Raw genomic sequence first — 14,575 nt, forward strand, 5'->3', positions numbered from 1 at the left:
GTTGGTGTGAAGGCTCAGCATGTTGGGCTCCTAGTATCGGAAGAATTCGGTTCGTGTTTCGTTTCGAGCGGACTATCTTGCTGTGTGTCACTCGCTCTCATCAGTACAAGGCGACAGGTTTAAGTCCGGCATTAAGTGCCATGCGGAAATTTTTTTAAATATTTTTTGCCGTGTATAAAGAACAAGGGCGCGGCTCCCCCAGAAGAAGGAGGAACCGCGCCCCGAACATTGTTAAATCGAACACCTCAAGCGCTTAGACGCCTCCGACGACGGTCTGGATCACCTGGGCCACGACCGCGATCTTGTCCGCGTCCATGGTCTGCCCGGTCGGCAGCACGATCACGCTGGCGGCGACCCGCTCGGTATCGGGCAGCACCAGCCCGGCATGCGGGAACAGCGAGCGGTAGGGTTCCATCTTGTGGCAGCCGGGCCAGAAGTAGCGGCGCGCCATGATGTTCTCGGCGCGCAGGGCGGTGACGATCTCGTCGCGGCCGGCGGCGCAGTCCGGGGCCACCTCCAGGATCACGTATTGATAGTTGTTGCGCTCGGCGGGGTCGTAATCGATCAGGCGCACGCCCGGGATATCGGCCAGCACCGCGCGGTAGCAGTCGTAGTTGGCGCGGTTGGCGGCGATCACCTGGTCGATGGCGTCCAGGTTGACCAGGCCCATGGCGGCGGCGATCTCGATCATCTTGCCGTTGGTGCCGGGGTGGCTCACCTGGTCCAGGCCCGAGAAACCGAAGTTGCGCATCAGGCGCATGCGGTCGGCCAGGGCGTCGTCGTTGGTCACCACGGCGCCGCCCTCGAAGCTGTTGAAGAACTTGGTGGCGTGGAAGCTCAGCACCTCGCAGGCGCCGAAATTGCCGATCATCTTGCCCTGGTGGGTGCACGAGAAGGCGTGGGCGGCATCGTACAGCAGGCCCAGTTCGTGCTCGTCGGCGATCGCCTGCAGCTCCTCGACGGGCGCGGCGCGGCCCCACAGGTGCACTCCGATGATGCCGGTGGTGCGCGGGGTGATCATGCGCCGCACCGCCTCGGGCGAGATGTTGTGGGTAGCGGGGTCGACGTCGGCGAACACCGGCGTGATGCCCTGCCACTGCAGCGCGTGGGCGGTGGCGACGAAGGTATACGAAGGCACGATCACCTCGCCCTGCAGGCCCATGGCCCGGATCGCGATCTCGAGCGCGATGGTGCCGTTGCACATGGCGACGCAGTGGCGCACGCCCAGGTGGGCGGCGATACGCGCCTCGAATTCCTGCAGCAGCGGCCCATCGTTGCTCAGCCAGCGGCGGTCGAAGATGTCGTTTGCATAACGCAGGAAAGCCTCGCGGTCGCCGATATTCGGGCGGCCCACGTGCAGCAGTTCGTCAAACGCCGGCGCGGCGCCGTTCACGGCCAGGTCGGCGCGGGTGCGGATCGGTTTCATCTTGTCGTTCATGCCTGGTTCTCCTGTTCCGAGCCGTCGGTGAGGTCCGACAGGCGCACGCGCAGCGGCGCGGCCGGCTGGCCCTCGCACCAGCGCAACCACATCAGGCGCAGCGCGTACTCCACGCTGGCCGCGGCCACGCCCGGGTAGCCCACGACCGAATTGGTGAAGCGCTCGCGCATGCTGGCGCGCAGTGCGGCCAGGGTGTCCAGGTTCTCGTTCAGGAAGGCGCCCAGGCGCAGGAAGGTTTCCTCGTCGTCGGCGATGAAGGAGCTCAGGCCCAGGTGGGCCAGGTAGCAGACCGCCGAGTGGCTCGGGTTGGTCGGGCCGATCGTGGCCAGGGTCGGCACGCCCATCCACAGCGCGTGGCAGATCGTGGTCGAGCCGGAGTAGGGGAAGGGACTGAGGCAGATGTCGACCTCGTGGTGCTGGGTCAGGTAGCCGTGCACCGTGGTGCGCTCGCGCAGGATCAGGCGCTCGCGCGCGATGCCTTCCTCGTCGAACCAGCCGAGCAGGGTGTCGTCGGTGCCCTGCTGCAGGCCGCCCAGCAGCATCTTCGAGGTCGGCAGGGAGCGCAGCAGCTTGGCCCACAGCGCGATCACGTCGCGGCTGACTTTACTGGTGCGGTGGAAGCTGGCGAAGGTGAGGTGGCCGTTGGTCCGGGCCGGCAGCTCGTTCACCGGCGGCGCGTTCGGATCCGGCATGAAGGGCGCCGACAGCGGCAGGCGCACGATCTTTTCCGAGAACTGCTCGTCGTAGCGGCCTTCCGGCAGGTGGAACTGGTCGGACAGGTAGTAATCCATGGATTCCAGGCCCGTGGTGCCGGCATAGCCGATCCAGCTGGCCTGCACCGGCGCCGGCTTGCGGGCGAACAGTCCCAGGCGGTTGCGCGCCGAGTGGCCGTTCAAGTCGATCAGGATGTCGATGCCGTCCTCGCGGACCATGCGCTCGACCGCCTCGTCCTCGAGGTGGGCGATCTGGCGCCACTCGGCCACGTAGCCGCGCAGCTGGCCGGTCATTTCGTCGCTCACCGTGTTGTTGTAATAGACGTGCAGGCTCAGTTGCTGGCTGTCCTTCAGCAGCGACATGATCGGCTCGATGAAGCGGGTCACCGCGTGGTGGTACAGGTCGGCCGAGACGATGCCGACGTTCAGGCGCTTGCCCGGATCGCGCGGGTTCGCGTGCGGCTGGCGCAGCGCGCTAAGGGGCTGCTCCCAACGCCGGCCGAATGCGAAATGCTCGGCGGTGAGCTGGGCGCCGTCGTTGCAGCAGTGGCTGAGAATGAACAGCATGGCGCTGTGCGAGGTGGGGCTGGGCGCCACCTCCAGGCAGCGGCGCGCGTGCGCCAGCGCCTGTTCCCACTGGCCCAGCTCGAAGCAGCTGTGCGCCAGCGCCCGCAGGAGCAGTTCATGGTCCGGCGCCAGCGCCAGGCCTTGCTCCAGCACGGCGCGGGCCGGGCCGATCTTGCCCTGCAGCTGCAGGGCCACGCCCAGTTCGTAGAGCGCGTCCGCATGCTGCGGATCGAGCTCCAGCGCGCGTTCGAAACAGGTCACCGCTTCGTCGAAGCGGCGCAGTTCGCGCAGGGTGCTGCCCAGGCTGATGTGGGCGCGCACGTGGCCGGGTTCGCGCGCGATCACGCCGCGATAGGCCGCTTCGGCCGCATCGTGCCGGTGCAGGTGCAGCAGGCACTGGCCCAGGTCCAGGCGCGCGTTGACGTGCTCGGGCACCAGTTCCAGCACGCGTCCGAAGGTCTCGGCGGCGGCGGCATGGTCGCGCATGCCGTGCTGGCAGGCGGCCAGGGTGAACAGCAGGTCGAGGTCGTCCTGGCGCAGCGCCAGCGCCTGCTGCGCCTGTTCCAGCGCCTGCGGCAGCTGGCCGGCATGGCGCAGGGCGTCCGACAGGCCCTTGCGCAGGTCGGGCTCGTTCGGCTGCAGCGCCACCGCGCGGCGGTAGCTTTCGACCGATTCCGGGTAGCGCTTCAGGTCGAACAGGGCGGGGCCCAGCACGGCGTGCAGGCCGGTCAGCTTGGGGTCGAGCTCGAGCGCGCGGCGCTGGCTGGCCACGGCCTCGGCCAGCATGCCGTGGCGCTGCAGGGCCAGGCCGAGCAGGGCGTGGGCCTGGGCGTTGCGCGGGCTGTTGCGCACGGCCTTGCGGTGCTGTTCGATCTCGGGGTGCTTGATGCTGGCGGGGAGGTTGCTCATGGCGGCTCAGGATTGTGTGGTCGAGGGACCCTGCTCGCACAGCAGGAAGATGCTGGCGCACAGGTCCGGGTAGTGCTGGCCCAGGGCATAGCAGCCGTCCAGGTAGGCCGGCGAGATGATGTCGGTCTGGAGCAGGCGGTCCCACTGGAAGTTGGCCAGCGCCTTGAAGAAGATGCCGGAGCGGTGGCGCACCGCCAGGCCGCCGGCGACGGCGTCGCGTTCCAGCGTGTCGAGGCTGTAGGTGCGGCGGTGGCCATGGTCGAGCTCCGCAGGGGTGACGGCCGCGTTGTGCTCGATCAGGCCCATCTTGACCGCGATCTGGCGCGAGGGCGCGTTGGCGTTCGGGCACACCAGGAACAGGCGGCCGCCCGGCGCCAGCCATTCGTCGTTGATCCGGCGCAGCAGGCCGACCGCGTCGTCGAGGTGCTCCAGCACATGGGTCAGCACGATGTTGTCGTAGCGGCGCGGCAGCCGCACCTCTTCGAAGCGGGCGTGGAAGAAGGTGGCCTTGTCGCCGACCAGCGCGCGCGCCGCGTCCAGCGCCTCGCTCGAGGCCTCGACGCAGGTGACGTCGTCGAAGTGGGCCAGCAGGCGGCGCGTCAGCGCGCCCTGGAAGCAGCCCAGTTCCAGCAGGCTGCCCGGCCGGAAGAAGGGCTGGAAGCTTTGCAGCATGTAGGGGTGCATGACGTCGAAGTCGAAGCCGTAGGCATATTGGTGGCCCTGGCTGTCTTTCGCTTCGGCGTTGTAGTCGCGGTCGTTGGTCATGGTCGTTCCATGTTGAAAGGGCAGGCGCATGCGCAGCATGCGGTCCTGGTTCGCTTCGCCCTCCTGGACGAAGCCGTGTTTCCGGTACAGCGCGACGGCGGCGGCGTTCTGCGCGCCCACCTCGAGCGCAGCTTCCCGCATGCCGGCCCGGCGCGCCGCATCGAGCGCCTCGTCCAGCAGCCGGCCGGCGATGCCGCGCCGGGCGTGGCCGGGCGCCACGCTGACATTGCTGACATAGGCCACCCCGCCGGGGTCGTTGCAGTAGATCGCCACCAGGCCGATCAAGGCCTCATCCTGCCATGCTTCGAGCAGGCGCGCCTGTCCGGCAAGCTTGGCGGCATAGGCGCCGAGCGCCACCCGGCTGCTGAGCGGCGGCACGAAGGCCGCGTCGCAGGCGCGCAGCAGGGCCTCGACCTGGGTGGCGGAGGCGCTGTCGCGGCGCAGGTCCAGGCCGTTCATCGCCGGGCTCATGGCGCCAGCACCGCCAGGCCGAAGCCGTCGCGCCCGAAAGCGTTGCCGTTGTAGAGCAGGTAGACCTTGCCGTCCAGCTTGAAGACGTGGGGATAGCACTGCATCTCGCCGTCCCAGGCGCCCGGCTCGACGGCGAGCGGGATCATGTCGTCGTCGCGGGTCCAGTCCACCAGGTCGTCGGACCAGGCATGGCCGATGCGGTAGCCGCGGTCCGGATTGCTGCGGAAGTCGAAGGATTGGCGGTAGCAGAAGAACATGTGCCAGCGCCCGTCGACCTCGACCACGGTGGGCAGGGCCTGGCTCTCGTCCGGTCCCAGGCGGTCGGCCACGATCCGGCGCGCTTCCTCCTTGGTCCAGCGGATGCCGTCCGGCGAGGTCGCGTGGCCGATCTTGTAGGTGCGGTCGGGCGCCGCATCCGCGCCGTAGCGCTTCCAGCCGGTGCCGAAGATGTACCACATGTGGAACCGGCCGCCCGCGTGCAGGACGAAGCCGTCGCCCACCAGGCAGGGCTCGTGCAGCGACTGGGCCAGCACCGGGCCGCTGCCCAGGCGCTGGAAAGTGCGGCCTTCATCCTTGCTGAGCGCCAGGCCGATCGCGGTGTCGACCGAGACCGAAACGCGGCGGTTCCAGCCGGTGGTATAGGCCAGCACCTGGCCCTCGTGGCGCAGTACGTTGATGGGGAAGATCCCGTGCTCGTCGAAGGCGCCCAGTTCGCCCAGCGGCAGCACGGTGTGGTCGGCCACGCGCAGGATGGTCGACAGGCTGCGGTCCATGTCGACATAGGCCACGTGGCTGAGGAACTTGCCGCTGGCGTCCTTGGCCCGGGTGGAGAAATAAATGCGCACGTACCCGTCGCAGACCAGCGCCTGGGGCGACTGCGCGAACAGGGTGCAGCCGTTGGGCAGGGCGTGCTGCGACGGGTCGAAGATCTTGCCGAGTTTGGTCCACTTCATGCTGTCACTCCAGTTCGCCGTCCAGCACCGCCAGGCCGAAGCCGTAGCGGCCGACGCCGTTGCCGAGGTAGGCCATGTAGATCCGGCCGTCGAGTTCGAACACATGCGGGTAGCTGACCATCTCGTCGTCCCAGCCGCTGGCCGAGACGTCCAGGCCGGCCTTGGCGTCGTCGCGGGTCCAGTTCGTCAGGTCGGTGCTCGAGGCGTAGCCGATGCGGTAGCCGAACTGCTTGCCGCGGTAGTTGCTGCTGTAGCGGTAGCAGAAGAACATGTGGTACTTGCCCTTGGCGTGGATGACGTCCGGGCTGGCCTGGGCTTCGTCTTCCTCGATGCGGCTCTCGACCAGGTCGCGGTTCAATTTGGTCCAATTGACGCCGTCGTTCGATGTCGCCATGCGGATCTTGTAGACCGGCTCGGCGCGGCCCTCGACCAGCTTCCACTTGCGCCCGGCGATGTAGAACAGCTGCCACTGGCCTTCGAAGCGGCGCACCTTCGGGCCGCTCAGCACGAAGGGTTCGTCCAGGGTATAGGGCAGCACCGGCCCGCGCCCGGCTTTTTTGAACGTCGCGCCGCCGTCCAGGCTGGTGGCCATGCCGATGGCGGTGTTGAAGGGGACGGATTCGCAGCGGGTCCAGCCGGCGTAGTAGGCGCGCACTTCATTACCTTCGCGGGTCACCGAGACCGGATAGGTGCCGAATTCGTCGAACTCGCCCAGCTCGCCCAGCGCCAGGATGGGCTGCTCGGCCACGCGCAGCACGCGGGTCAGGTCGCGCCGGTCGAGGTCGACCCAGCTCGAATAGCTGACGTACTGGCCGTTCGCATCGGGCGCGGGGCGGCAGGAGAAATACACGCGCACGTAGTCGTCGCAGACCAGGGTGGCGGGGGCCTGGGCGAATTCCTTCAGCCAGGGCCGGCCGGGAACGTCCTGCGGGGTGAACACCTTCCCCAGTTTTGTCCATTTGTACATAGGCTAGATCAGGTCGTAGTGAGTACGCACCCAGGCGCGCACGGTATCGAGCGGGTTGAACATGAGGACGTCGACGATCGACAGCCAGGGCACATGGGGCTTGCCGTCCAGCTGGGGATAGTCGAGCGGCCGGGCGCGCAGGAAGCGCAAATCGATGCCGCGCGCGGCGAACTCCTCGCGCGCATAGAGTTCCGTGCCGCCGATGGGGTTCACATAGCTGCGCGCGCCCAGCGCCTCGCACAGGGCCAGCACCTTGTCCTGGCTTTTCAGGCCGTGGTCGATCTCCACGGTCGAGGACACGCGGATCGGGGTCGCGATGCCCAGGTGCTCGCAGCAGGCCAGCAGGGCCGCGTGCAGGAAGCGGAACAGGTTGTCCTCGGGGCAGGCGGCGATGCGCTCCAGCAGGGGCAAGGTGGCCGCGTAGTGGGGCGCGCGGCCATAGGCGCCCTTGAGCTGGGCCAGCCATTTGTGGCGCTCCTTGCCGGGCGCCAGTTCTCGCTCGACCACGTCCAGGTGATCGGCGCCGGCCTGCAGCGGCAGCGAGAACATCGCGTCCTCGCCGTTGCGCAGCATGCGGTTGCGGTTGATCCAGCCCTTCTTGGTGTACTTGATGTTGTCGTAGACGACGAACACGTCGCTGGTGGCGATCAGCTGGAAGTAGCCGATGTAGGGCAGGAAGTAGGGCTGCATGATGGCGGCCACCGGATGCGCCGGGGTGGCCGCGCGCGCGCCGCCCCCCGCGCCGCCGGTCGAGGCGGCGGGCGTCGCGGAGCTTACCGGGCCGTTTGCGAGATCAGTGGTGTGCACACCACGGATTGTAACGCCGGGGCCGCCCGAGCAATACAGATACGCATCAAAAAAATTTCCGCTCGGCAAACTTGTGCTCTTAGGAACCGCGGTGGAGAGAAATGCGCCCGCTTTTCAGGTAATATTCGGCGGCCCGCCATTCGCATGCCGCGCCGGGCGCCCATCCCAGCCTCGCATGCCGGCCCCAGATTGTCCTTGGCCGGCGCCTCTCGACACGCTTACCGAGCCGGCGCATGCCGCCCCGCGGCGTCGGCCCCTTGAGAACGGGCGCATGCCGCCCATCTGCGACAGTGAGGGCATCGGGATGGCAAGGAACAACAGGAATCTGAATGAAATACGGAAAGCGAAAACTCAGCGTTGCCCCCATGATGGACTGGACCGATCGCCACTGCCGCGTCTTCCACCGCCAGATCACCCAGCACACCTGGCTGTACACCGAAATGGTCACCACCGGGGCCCTGGTCTATGGCGACGTCGAACGCCACCTGCGCTATGACGAGGTGGAGCATCCGGTGGCCCTGCAGCTGGGCGGCAGCGATCCGGCCGACCTGGCCAAGAGCGCCAGGCTGGGCGAGCAGTACGGTTACGACGAAATCAACCTGAACTGCGGCTGCCCGTCCGAAAGGGTGCAGAAGGGCGCTTTCGGCGCTTGCCTGATGAGCGAGCCGCAGCTGGTGGCCGACTGCGTCAAGGCGATGCGCGACGCGGTCTCCATCGACGTCACCGTCAAGCACCGCATCGGCATCGACTACAACGAGGAATACGGCTTCGTGCGCGATTTCGTCGGCACCATCGCCGACGCCGGCTGCCAGACCTTCATCGTCCACGCCCGCAACGCCGTGCTCAAGGGCTTGTCGCCCAAGGAAAACCGCGAGATCCCGCCGCTGCGCTACGAAGTGGCCTACCAGCTCAAGCGCGAGTTCCCCGACCTGGAATTCCTGATCAACGGCGGCGTCAAGTCCGACGACGAGATCGCCCTGCACCTGGAACACGTCGACGGCGTGATGCTGGGCCGCGAGGCCTATCACAACCCCTGGATCATGGCGAACTGGGACGCGCGCTTCTACGGCCAGGCAGGGCGCCCGCGTTCGCGCACCGAGGTGCTGGAGGCGATGATCCCTTATATCGAAGAGCAGTTGCGCCGCTACGGCCCTCTCGGCCTGAAGCTCAACAGCATCACCCGCCACATGCTGGGCCTGATGACCGGCTTGCCAGGGGCGCGCGCCTTCCGCCAGGTCTTGTCGGACTCGAAGCGGCTGGCAGCGGGCGATCCGCGGCTATTGCTGGAAGCCGCTGCGAAAATGCCGATGGCGGCCTGAGCCCTTCGCGTATTTACCTTTTGATCATGAAAAGAGCGTGCCGCGGCACGCTCTTTTTCGTTTCTTGTCTGCAAATTGCCACACATTCTTAACATTTCTATAATGCAATGTTTCATAAAGCTTGCTGTGTAGCAAGTCAAAGCCGATAATTCCCCCATTCCCAGAGGTTGCATGACATCAACGCTGTTGTTCGGTCGAAACAGATCGGATGGCCAAGACAATTTCTGACTTTTGGGTCAAAGTTTTGATTTATCCTGTCGGAAATATGCAGAGCCATTAAGCAAGGTTCTGCGATGCGTCGCGCGGCGCCATCCACTCCGGGCGAGTCCGATCAATAAGATACACAGGGAAGAAGCGAATGAACTTGAACAACATGAAGGTCGGCAGCCGCCTGGCACTCGGTTTTGCACTGGTGCTGGTCCTGCTGGTGGCCGTCACGGTGGTGGGCATTCTGCGTATGGCGCAGATCCAGGATCGCCTGGACCAGGTGGTGAGCGTGAACAACGTCTCGACCGCCCTGGTGGTCGACATGCGCAACAACGTCGCCGAACGTGTCGCTTCGCTGCGCGTCCTGACCCTGATGACCGACCCGGCCGACATGGAGCCGGAGATGAACAAGTTCAAGGTTCAGACCGAAAAATACAACGAAGCCCAGCGCAAGTTGTCCGCGATCTTCGCGGAACACGCCAGCGACAACGAAAAGAAGCTGCTTGCCCAGATCAAGGAACATGAAGCGGCCGCCATGCCGGCAATCGCCAAGGCAGCCGAGCTCTACCTGGCGAACAACGCCATGGACGCGACCCGCGTGATGATCAAGGAAGTGCGCCCGGTCCAGAAGAAGTGGAACGAAGCGCTGGACCAGCTGGCGGTCCTGGAAGAGAAGCAGAACGCGCAGAGCGCGGTCGATGCCCAGGCGGCCTTCGTCAACGCCCGTAACTTCATGCTGATGCTGCTGGCCCTGGCCCTCGTGATGGGCGGCGTGGCAGCCTATGTGATCACCCGCAGCCTGCTCAAGCAGCTCGGCGGCGAGCCTGGCTACACCGCCAAGATCGCCGGCAGCATCGCCCACGGCGACCTGTCGATCGCGATCGAGACCAAGGAATCCGACCGCGGCAGCCTGCTGGTCGAGATGAAGGAAATGCGCAACAGCCTGGTCGACATCGTCGAGCAGGTGCGCCGCGGCACCGAGACCATCGGCACCGCTTCGCGTGAAATCGCGGCCGGCAACATCGACCTGTCCTCGCGTACCGAACTGCAGGCCAGCTCGCTGGAAAAGACCGCGTCGGCGATGGAAGAACTGACCTCGACCGTCAAGCAGAACGCCGACAACGCCCGTGAAGCGAACGCCCTGGCGGCGACCGCCTCGGACGTGGCCCGCAAGGGCGGCGACGTGGTGTCGCAAGTGGTGGGCACCATGGGCGAGATCAACAACTCGGCCAGCAAGATCGCCGACATCATCGGCGTCATCGACGGCATCGCCTTCCAGACCAACATCCTGGCGCTGAACGCCGCCGTGGAAGCGGCGCGTGCCGGCGAACAGGGCCGCGGCTTCGCGGTCGTGGCATCGGAAGTGCGTAACCTGGCGCAGCGTTCGGCAGCGGCGGCGAAAGAAATCAAGACCCTCATCGGCGACTCCGTCGAGAAGGTCGAGCGCGGCACCAAGCTGGTCGGCCAGGCCGGCGTGACGATGGACGAAGTGGTGTCCAGCGTGCGCCGCGTGACCGACATCATGAGCGAGATCGCCAATGCCAGCGCCGAGCAGAGCGCCGGCATCGAGCAGGTCAACATGTCGATCATCGAGATGGACAGCATGACCCAGCAGAACGCCGCACTGGTGGAAGAAGCGGCAGCCGCCGCCCAGAGCCTGCAGGACCAGGCCGGCGAACTGGCCCGCGTGGTCAGCATCTTCAAGCTGGAAGACGGCGAGCAGTTCCAGTTCGAACCGGCAGCGCCGGTTGCGGCCAGCACCGCGGTGGTGGCGCGTCCGGCAGCCAAGCGTCCGGCCCCGCCGGCGCTGAAGAAACCGGCCGCGAAGGCCGCCGCGAAAGCGGCGGGCCAGGGCGACGAAGAGACCGTCGCCAAGCCGAAGAAAAGCACCGCGACCGTCGGCAACGACGAGTGGGAAGAATTCTAAGATGTGAAGCAGTGCGCCGGCGAACGAGCCGGCTTGAGACTGAAAAACTTTATCAACTTATTGGGGAAATAACATGAAAAACCTGAACGTCAAGCTGTTCGCAGTCCTGGCCCTGACCGGCGCCTGCGCCTCGACCTTCGCCGCCGAAGTGCCGGCATCGTTCGACCCGAAGAAGTGCGCAATCGACTACCCGAAGGCCTCGCTGATGAACGAAGAGCAGGGCACGACCTCGGCGTCGTTCCTGGTCAGCGCCGACGGCACGGTGACCGATTCCAAGATCGACAAGTCGAGCGGCTTCAAGAACCTGGACAAGGCGCTGATCAAGGGCCTGAGCGGCTGCAAGTTCAAGCCGGGTACCAAGGACGGCGCACCGGCCCAGACCTGGACCAAGGTCGACTACGCATTCAAGCTCGACTAATTTCTTCCCCGCAGCCGGCCAGCGTCCGGCTGCAATGCAGCATACGCCGGCCTTCGGGCCGGTTGCTGTTTCCGCAGCACCCTCCCGCAGTACTTCCAGCACCGCCTTTCCTGGCCGCCTGGACACGGCTTCACACCGATTTGCATCTGGCGCCGCTGTTACATCTTTGTGGCCTCATGTATCGGCTGTAATAACTTCCTTCATTCGCCCATTGCAAGGGCCGGGCTCGCTATAGTGGTCTCACACCAACCGCAAGGAGAGCACCATGAAAAGCATTCTCGCCGCCACCGCCGCCGTCCTGATCAGCGCCGCCGCCTTCGCGCCGGCCCAGGCCGAGGCCGCGATCCGCACCGAAGTCCTCGTGGTGCACAAGGCGCCGCCGGCGCCGCGCCACGAAGCGGTGCCGGCCGCGCGCCGCGGCTACGACTGGGTGCCGGGCTACTGGGACTGGAACGGCCGGCGCCACGTGTGGGTCAGCGGCCATTGGGAGCGCGACCGCCCGGGCTACGCCTACCAGCGTACCGAATGGCGCCGCGACGCCAGCGGCTGGCACCTGGAGCGCGGCGGCTGGCGCCACGGCGAACGGGTCGCTGCCCGCCGCGACCGCGACGGCGATGGGGTCCCGAACCGCTACGACGAACGTCCGCGCAATCCGAACCGCTACTGAGCCAGCCAATAAGCCTGCTGACCGCTAGGCATGACGCGCAGCCGCACCTGGCTGCGCGTTGTTGTTTGCAGCCTCGCTATCGTCCCTGTCTTCGTCCTCGTCGCTGCGCACCCGGTTGCGGCCGGTCTGCTTGGCGCGATAGAGCAGGGCGTCCGCGCGCTCCACCAGCAGGGTCGCGTCGGTATCGTCGCCGGTGGCGAAGCGCATCGTGCACACGCCGGCGCTGACGGTCACCACGCCGGGCGGATTCGCCGAATGCGGGATCGCGGCGCGCATCACCGCGAGGCGCAGGTGTTCCGCCACGTTGCGTGCACCGCGCGGGTCGGTGTCGGGCAGCAGGACCGCGAATTCCTCGCCCCCGTAGCGCGCCGCCAGGTCGGTCGGCCGTCCCAGGCTGTCGCGGATCGCGGCCGCCACCTGGCGCAGGCATTCGTCGCCCTGCACGTGGCCGTAGGTGTCGTTGTACTTCTTGAAGTAGTCGACGTCCACCATGACCAGCGACAGCGGCTTGCCGCTGCGTCCGGCGCGCTTCTTCTCCAGTTCCAGCTCATGCTCGAAACGGCGCCGGTTGGCGATGCCCGTCAGGGCATCGTTGTCGGCCAGGTGGGCCAGCTCGCGGTTGTCCTGCTGGAGCACGGCGCGCGCACTCACCAGTTCCTGCTCCAGCCGGTCGCGGATCATGATCTGGCGCACCAGGCGCCAGGCGCCGCCGCACAGGAGCGCGATCACCACGAGCGCCGCCGCCGCCAGGGCCGAGGTCGACCGCCACCACTTGGCCAGGATTTCGTCCTTGGACTGGGCGGTGGCGACGATCAGCGGGAAGCCGTCGAAATGCCGGTAGCTGTACAGCCGCTCGACGCCGTCGATATAGGACTTGATCATGGCCGTGCCGGCCGTGGGGCTGCGCTTGTAGAGCGAATAGATCGTGCCCTTGGTGACGTCGCTATCGACCAGCTGCACGTCGAAGGGATGGCGGTAGATCAGCCGGCCTTCGTCGTGCATCAGCACGATGGTGCCCGCGGCGCCGGTATCGAAGCGCTCGTAGATGCCGGAAAAATAATCCACGCGGATGGTGCCGAGCACCACGCCGGCAAAGCTGCCGTCCGGATTGTCCAGGCGCCTTGAGACGGGCAGGACCCACACCCCGCTCGAGCGGCTGCGCACGGGCAGGCCCACGTGCACGCTGCGGTCCTTGTGGACGCGGTGGTAGCGGAAGTATTCGCGGTCGGAGTTGTTGCCCCTGATCGGCTGCTCGAGCGAGGTCACCACCCAGCCGCCGTCGGCGCCATACACGAACAGGCCATGCAGTTCCTCGACGCTCGTGACCATGTTGCGCAGGTGGAGGCGCAGGCGCTCGCGGTCGGTGCCCACCATGCCGTCGTGCTCGATGCGTTCCACCACGCCGGCGAGCACGCTGTCGACCACGCGGATCGTGCCCTCGCCCTGGGTCGCCAGCGCCAGCGCCATGTTGGCGGTGACGGTGGCAGTGTCCGCCAGCCGCTGCTGGCGCGAGTGCCAGGCGTCCCAGGTCACGAAGCCGATCAGGAGCATGCAGAAAGCGACCAGCACGCCAATGACGTAGCGCACGGCCGGACGCTTCTTCGCGGTGAGGCTCGAGATGTGAGGATCGGAGGAGCGGTCGGGGCGCATGGAGGTCACTGGTGGACGGTGCCCTGCAAGCATATCACCCGTTCGGCGGGGTGGGCGCGGAAAGCTGCGTTGCTGCTTGGAACTACAGCACGGGTTCGGCGCCAGAAAGCAAAAAGCCCAGTCCGAGGACTGGGCTTTCGCTTGAATTCTTGGGGTGGCTGATGGGAGACCACTGGCCACATCAAATTACCTCCGTGCGCGGGGCGTCAAGGCAGTCGCTCCACGGGTCTGTGTGACGGATTGTGTTACAAAAGCAGTCCGCTGGCAATGCCCGCTGTTTCGTTCATGCCCTTGACGACAAGGTTCGTTTTCGTCGCTATCGCGTACCCTGGCCGGTCTTACTTCCGGCCGACGGCTGAGGCGCCGGACTAGCTCCAGACGAACGCCACATGTTCCTTGTCTCTATCGTCGACAACGAAAGTGCGTACGTACATGCGAAAGTTTTCAGCGACATACACTTCGGTGCGGAACACCTTGAGTGCTGAAGCGTCAACGTGATGCCGCCGAAGGTGCTCTGCCAGCCCAGCCCGGTAAGCATCCACACATTTCTGCACCCGTGGCGGGAATTCGCGCGAATCTTCGCCGTCGGCTGGAATCCAGTTGATAATCACCTTTTCGCCGCGTCGCTCTCTGGCCAGCCTGTACACGTCCTCGTAGACGAAGGCACCGTCTACGTAGTTCATTTCGCTCATGAATGAGTGCGACCAGTTATGCGCCATCGAGCGGATAAGTTTGTACTTCATTTGCGCTCAATCTCCGACTAGTCGCGTGGGTATTTGCCTTCAAGTGGGCTGTGC

12 protein-coding genes are annotated in these 14,575 nt (G+C 66.0%); 4 read left to right on the forward strand and 8 right to left on the reverse strand.

Annotated features, from left to right (window positions below):
* Positions 1-253 precede the first annotated feature (253 nt).
* Genes V7778_RS09915 through V7778_RS09940 form a run of 6 tightly spaced genes read right to left on the reverse strand, consistent with a single transcriptional unit; the run spans position 254 to position 7,590 of the window.
* A complete protein-coding gene (locus V7778_RS09915; protein ID WP_335554626.1) occupies positions 254-1,438 on the reverse strand; it encodes a DegT/DnrJ/EryC1/StrS family aminotransferase in 1,185 nt (394 codons plus the stop codon).
* A complete protein-coding gene (locus tag V7778_RS09920) occupies positions 1,435-3,627 on the reverse strand; it encodes a tetratricopeptide repeat protein (RefSeq protein ID WP_335554629.1) in 2,193 nt (730 codons plus the stop codon). The genes V7778_RS09915 and V7778_RS09920 overlap by 4 nt, the downstream gene beginning before the upstream one ends.
* Positions 3,628-3,633: 6 nt before the next feature.
* A complete protein-coding gene (locus V7778_RS09925; protein ID WP_335554632.1) occupies positions 3,634-4,863 on the reverse strand; it encodes a GNAT family N-acetyltransferase in 1,230 nt (409 codons plus the stop codon).
* Positions 4,860-5,816: a hypothetical protein gene (locus tag V7778_RS09930; RefSeq protein WP_335554636.1), complete on the reverse strand. Its 957-nt coding sequence runs from the start codon at positions 5,814-5,816 to the stop codon at positions 4,860-4,862. Before V7778_RS09930 ends, V7778_RS09925 begins: the two co-directional genes overlap by 4 nt.
* A gap of 4 nt (positions 5,817-5,820) precedes the next feature.
* Complete coding sequence (locus tag V7778_RS09935; protein ID WP_335554639.1) at positions 5,821-6,783, reverse strand: hypothetical protein; 963 nt, start codon at positions 6,781-6,783, stop codon at positions 5,821-5,823.
* 3 nt (positions 6,784-6,786) lie between these two features.
* On the reverse strand, positions 6,787-7,590 hold the full coding sequence (locus V7778_RS09940; RefSeq protein WP_335554642.1) for a WbqC family protein: 804 nt from the start codon (positions 7,588-7,590) through the stop codon (positions 6,787-6,789).
* Positions 7,591-7,919: 329 nt separating this feature from the next.
* On the opposite strand from V7778_RS09940, the gene dusA reads away from it, so the two are divergent.
* The 4 genes from dusA (at position 7,920) to V7778_RS09960 (ending at position 12,128) form a co-directional block, all read left to right on the forward strand.
* Entirely contained in the window at positions 7,920-8,909 is a 990-nt protein-coding gene (dusA, locus tag V7778_RS09945) for a tRNA dihydrouridine(20/20a) synthase DusA (RefSeq protein ID WP_335554645.1), read from the forward strand.
* 358 nt (positions 8,910-9,267) lie between these two features.
* Complete coding sequence (locus tag V7778_RS09950; RefSeq protein WP_335554648.1) at positions 9,268-11,043, forward strand: methyl-accepting chemotaxis protein; 1,776 nt, start codon at positions 9,268-9,270, stop codon at positions 11,041-11,043.
* A gap of 73 nt (positions 11,044-11,116) precedes the next feature.
* Complete coding sequence (locus V7778_RS09955; protein WP_335554651.1) at positions 11,117-11,461, forward strand: energy transducer TonB; 345 nt, start codon at positions 11,117-11,119, stop codon at positions 11,459-11,461.
* A gap of 265 nt (positions 11,462-11,726) precedes the next feature.
* A complete protein-coding gene (locus tag V7778_RS09960) occupies positions 11,727-12,128 on the forward strand; it encodes a YXWGXW repeat-containing protein (protein ID WP_335554654.1) in 402 nt (133 codons plus the stop codon).
* A gap of 24 nt (positions 12,129-12,152) precedes the next feature.
* On the opposite strand, the gene V7778_RS09965 is transcribed toward V7778_RS09960, so the two are convergent.
* Both V7778_RS09965 and V7778_RS09970 read right to left on the reverse strand, forming a co-directional pair.
* Positions 12,153-13,778 (reverse strand): sensor domain-containing diguanylate cyclase, encoded by a 1,626-nt coding sequence (locus tag V7778_RS09965; RefSeq protein ID WP_335554656.1) that lies wholly within the window; start codon positions 13,776-13,778, stop codon positions 12,153-12,155.
* 368 nt (positions 13,779-14,146) lie between these two features.
* Entirely contained in the window at positions 14,147-14,521 is a 375-nt protein-coding gene (locus V7778_RS09970) for a hypothetical protein (RefSeq protein ID WP_335554659.1), read from the reverse strand.
* Between the last annotated feature and the right edge of the window lie 54 nt (positions 14,522-14,575).

It is taken from the genome of Massilia sp. DD77, assembly GCF_036961685.1.
Classification (GTDB): Bacteria; Pseudomonadota; Gammaproteobacteria; order Burkholderiales; family Burkholderiaceae_D; genus Telluria.

Coding starts and splice junctions, on each gene's coding strand:
- V7778_RS09970 (WP_335554659.1), bottom strand. CDS start 14,521: ATGAAGTACAAACTTATCCGCTCGATGGCGCATAACTGGTCGCACTCA.
- V7778_RS09950 (WP_335554648.1), top strand. CDS start 9,268: ATGAACTTGAACAACATGAAGGTCGGCAGCCGCCTGGCACTCGGTTTT.
- V7778_RS09935 (WP_335554639.1), bottom strand. CDS start 6,783: ATGTACAAATGGACAAAACTGGGGAAGGTGTTCACCCCGCAGGACGTT.
- V7778_RS09930 (WP_335554636.1), bottom strand. CDS start 5,816: ATGAAGTGGACCAAACTCGGCAAGATCTTCGACCCGTCGCAGCACGCC.
- V7778_RS09960 (WP_335554654.1), top strand. CDS start 11,727: ATGAAAAGCATTCTCGCCGCCACCGCCGCCGTCCTGATCAGCGCCGCC.
- dusA (WP_335554645.1), top strand. CDS start 7,920: ATGAAATACGGAAAGCGAAAACTCAGCGTTGCCCCCATGATGGACTGG.
- V7778_RS09920 (WP_335554629.1), bottom strand. CDS start 3,627: ATGAGCAACCTCCCCGCCAGCATCAAGCACCCCGAGATCGAACAGCAC.
- V7778_RS09925 (WP_335554632.1), bottom strand. CDS start 4,863: ATGAGCCCGGCGATGAACGGCCTGGACCTGCGCCGCGACAGCGCCTCC.
- V7778_RS09915 (WP_335554626.1), bottom strand. CDS start 1,438: ATGAACGACAAGATGAAACCGATCCGCACCCGCGCCGACCTGGCCGTG.
- V7778_RS09965 (WP_335554656.1), bottom strand. CDS start 13,778: ATGCGCCCCGACCGCTCCTCCGATCCTCACATCTCGAGCCTCACCGCG.
- V7778_RS09955 (WP_335554651.1), top strand. CDS start 11,117: ATGAAAAACCTGAACGTCAAGCTGTTCGCAGTCCTGGCCCTGACCGGC.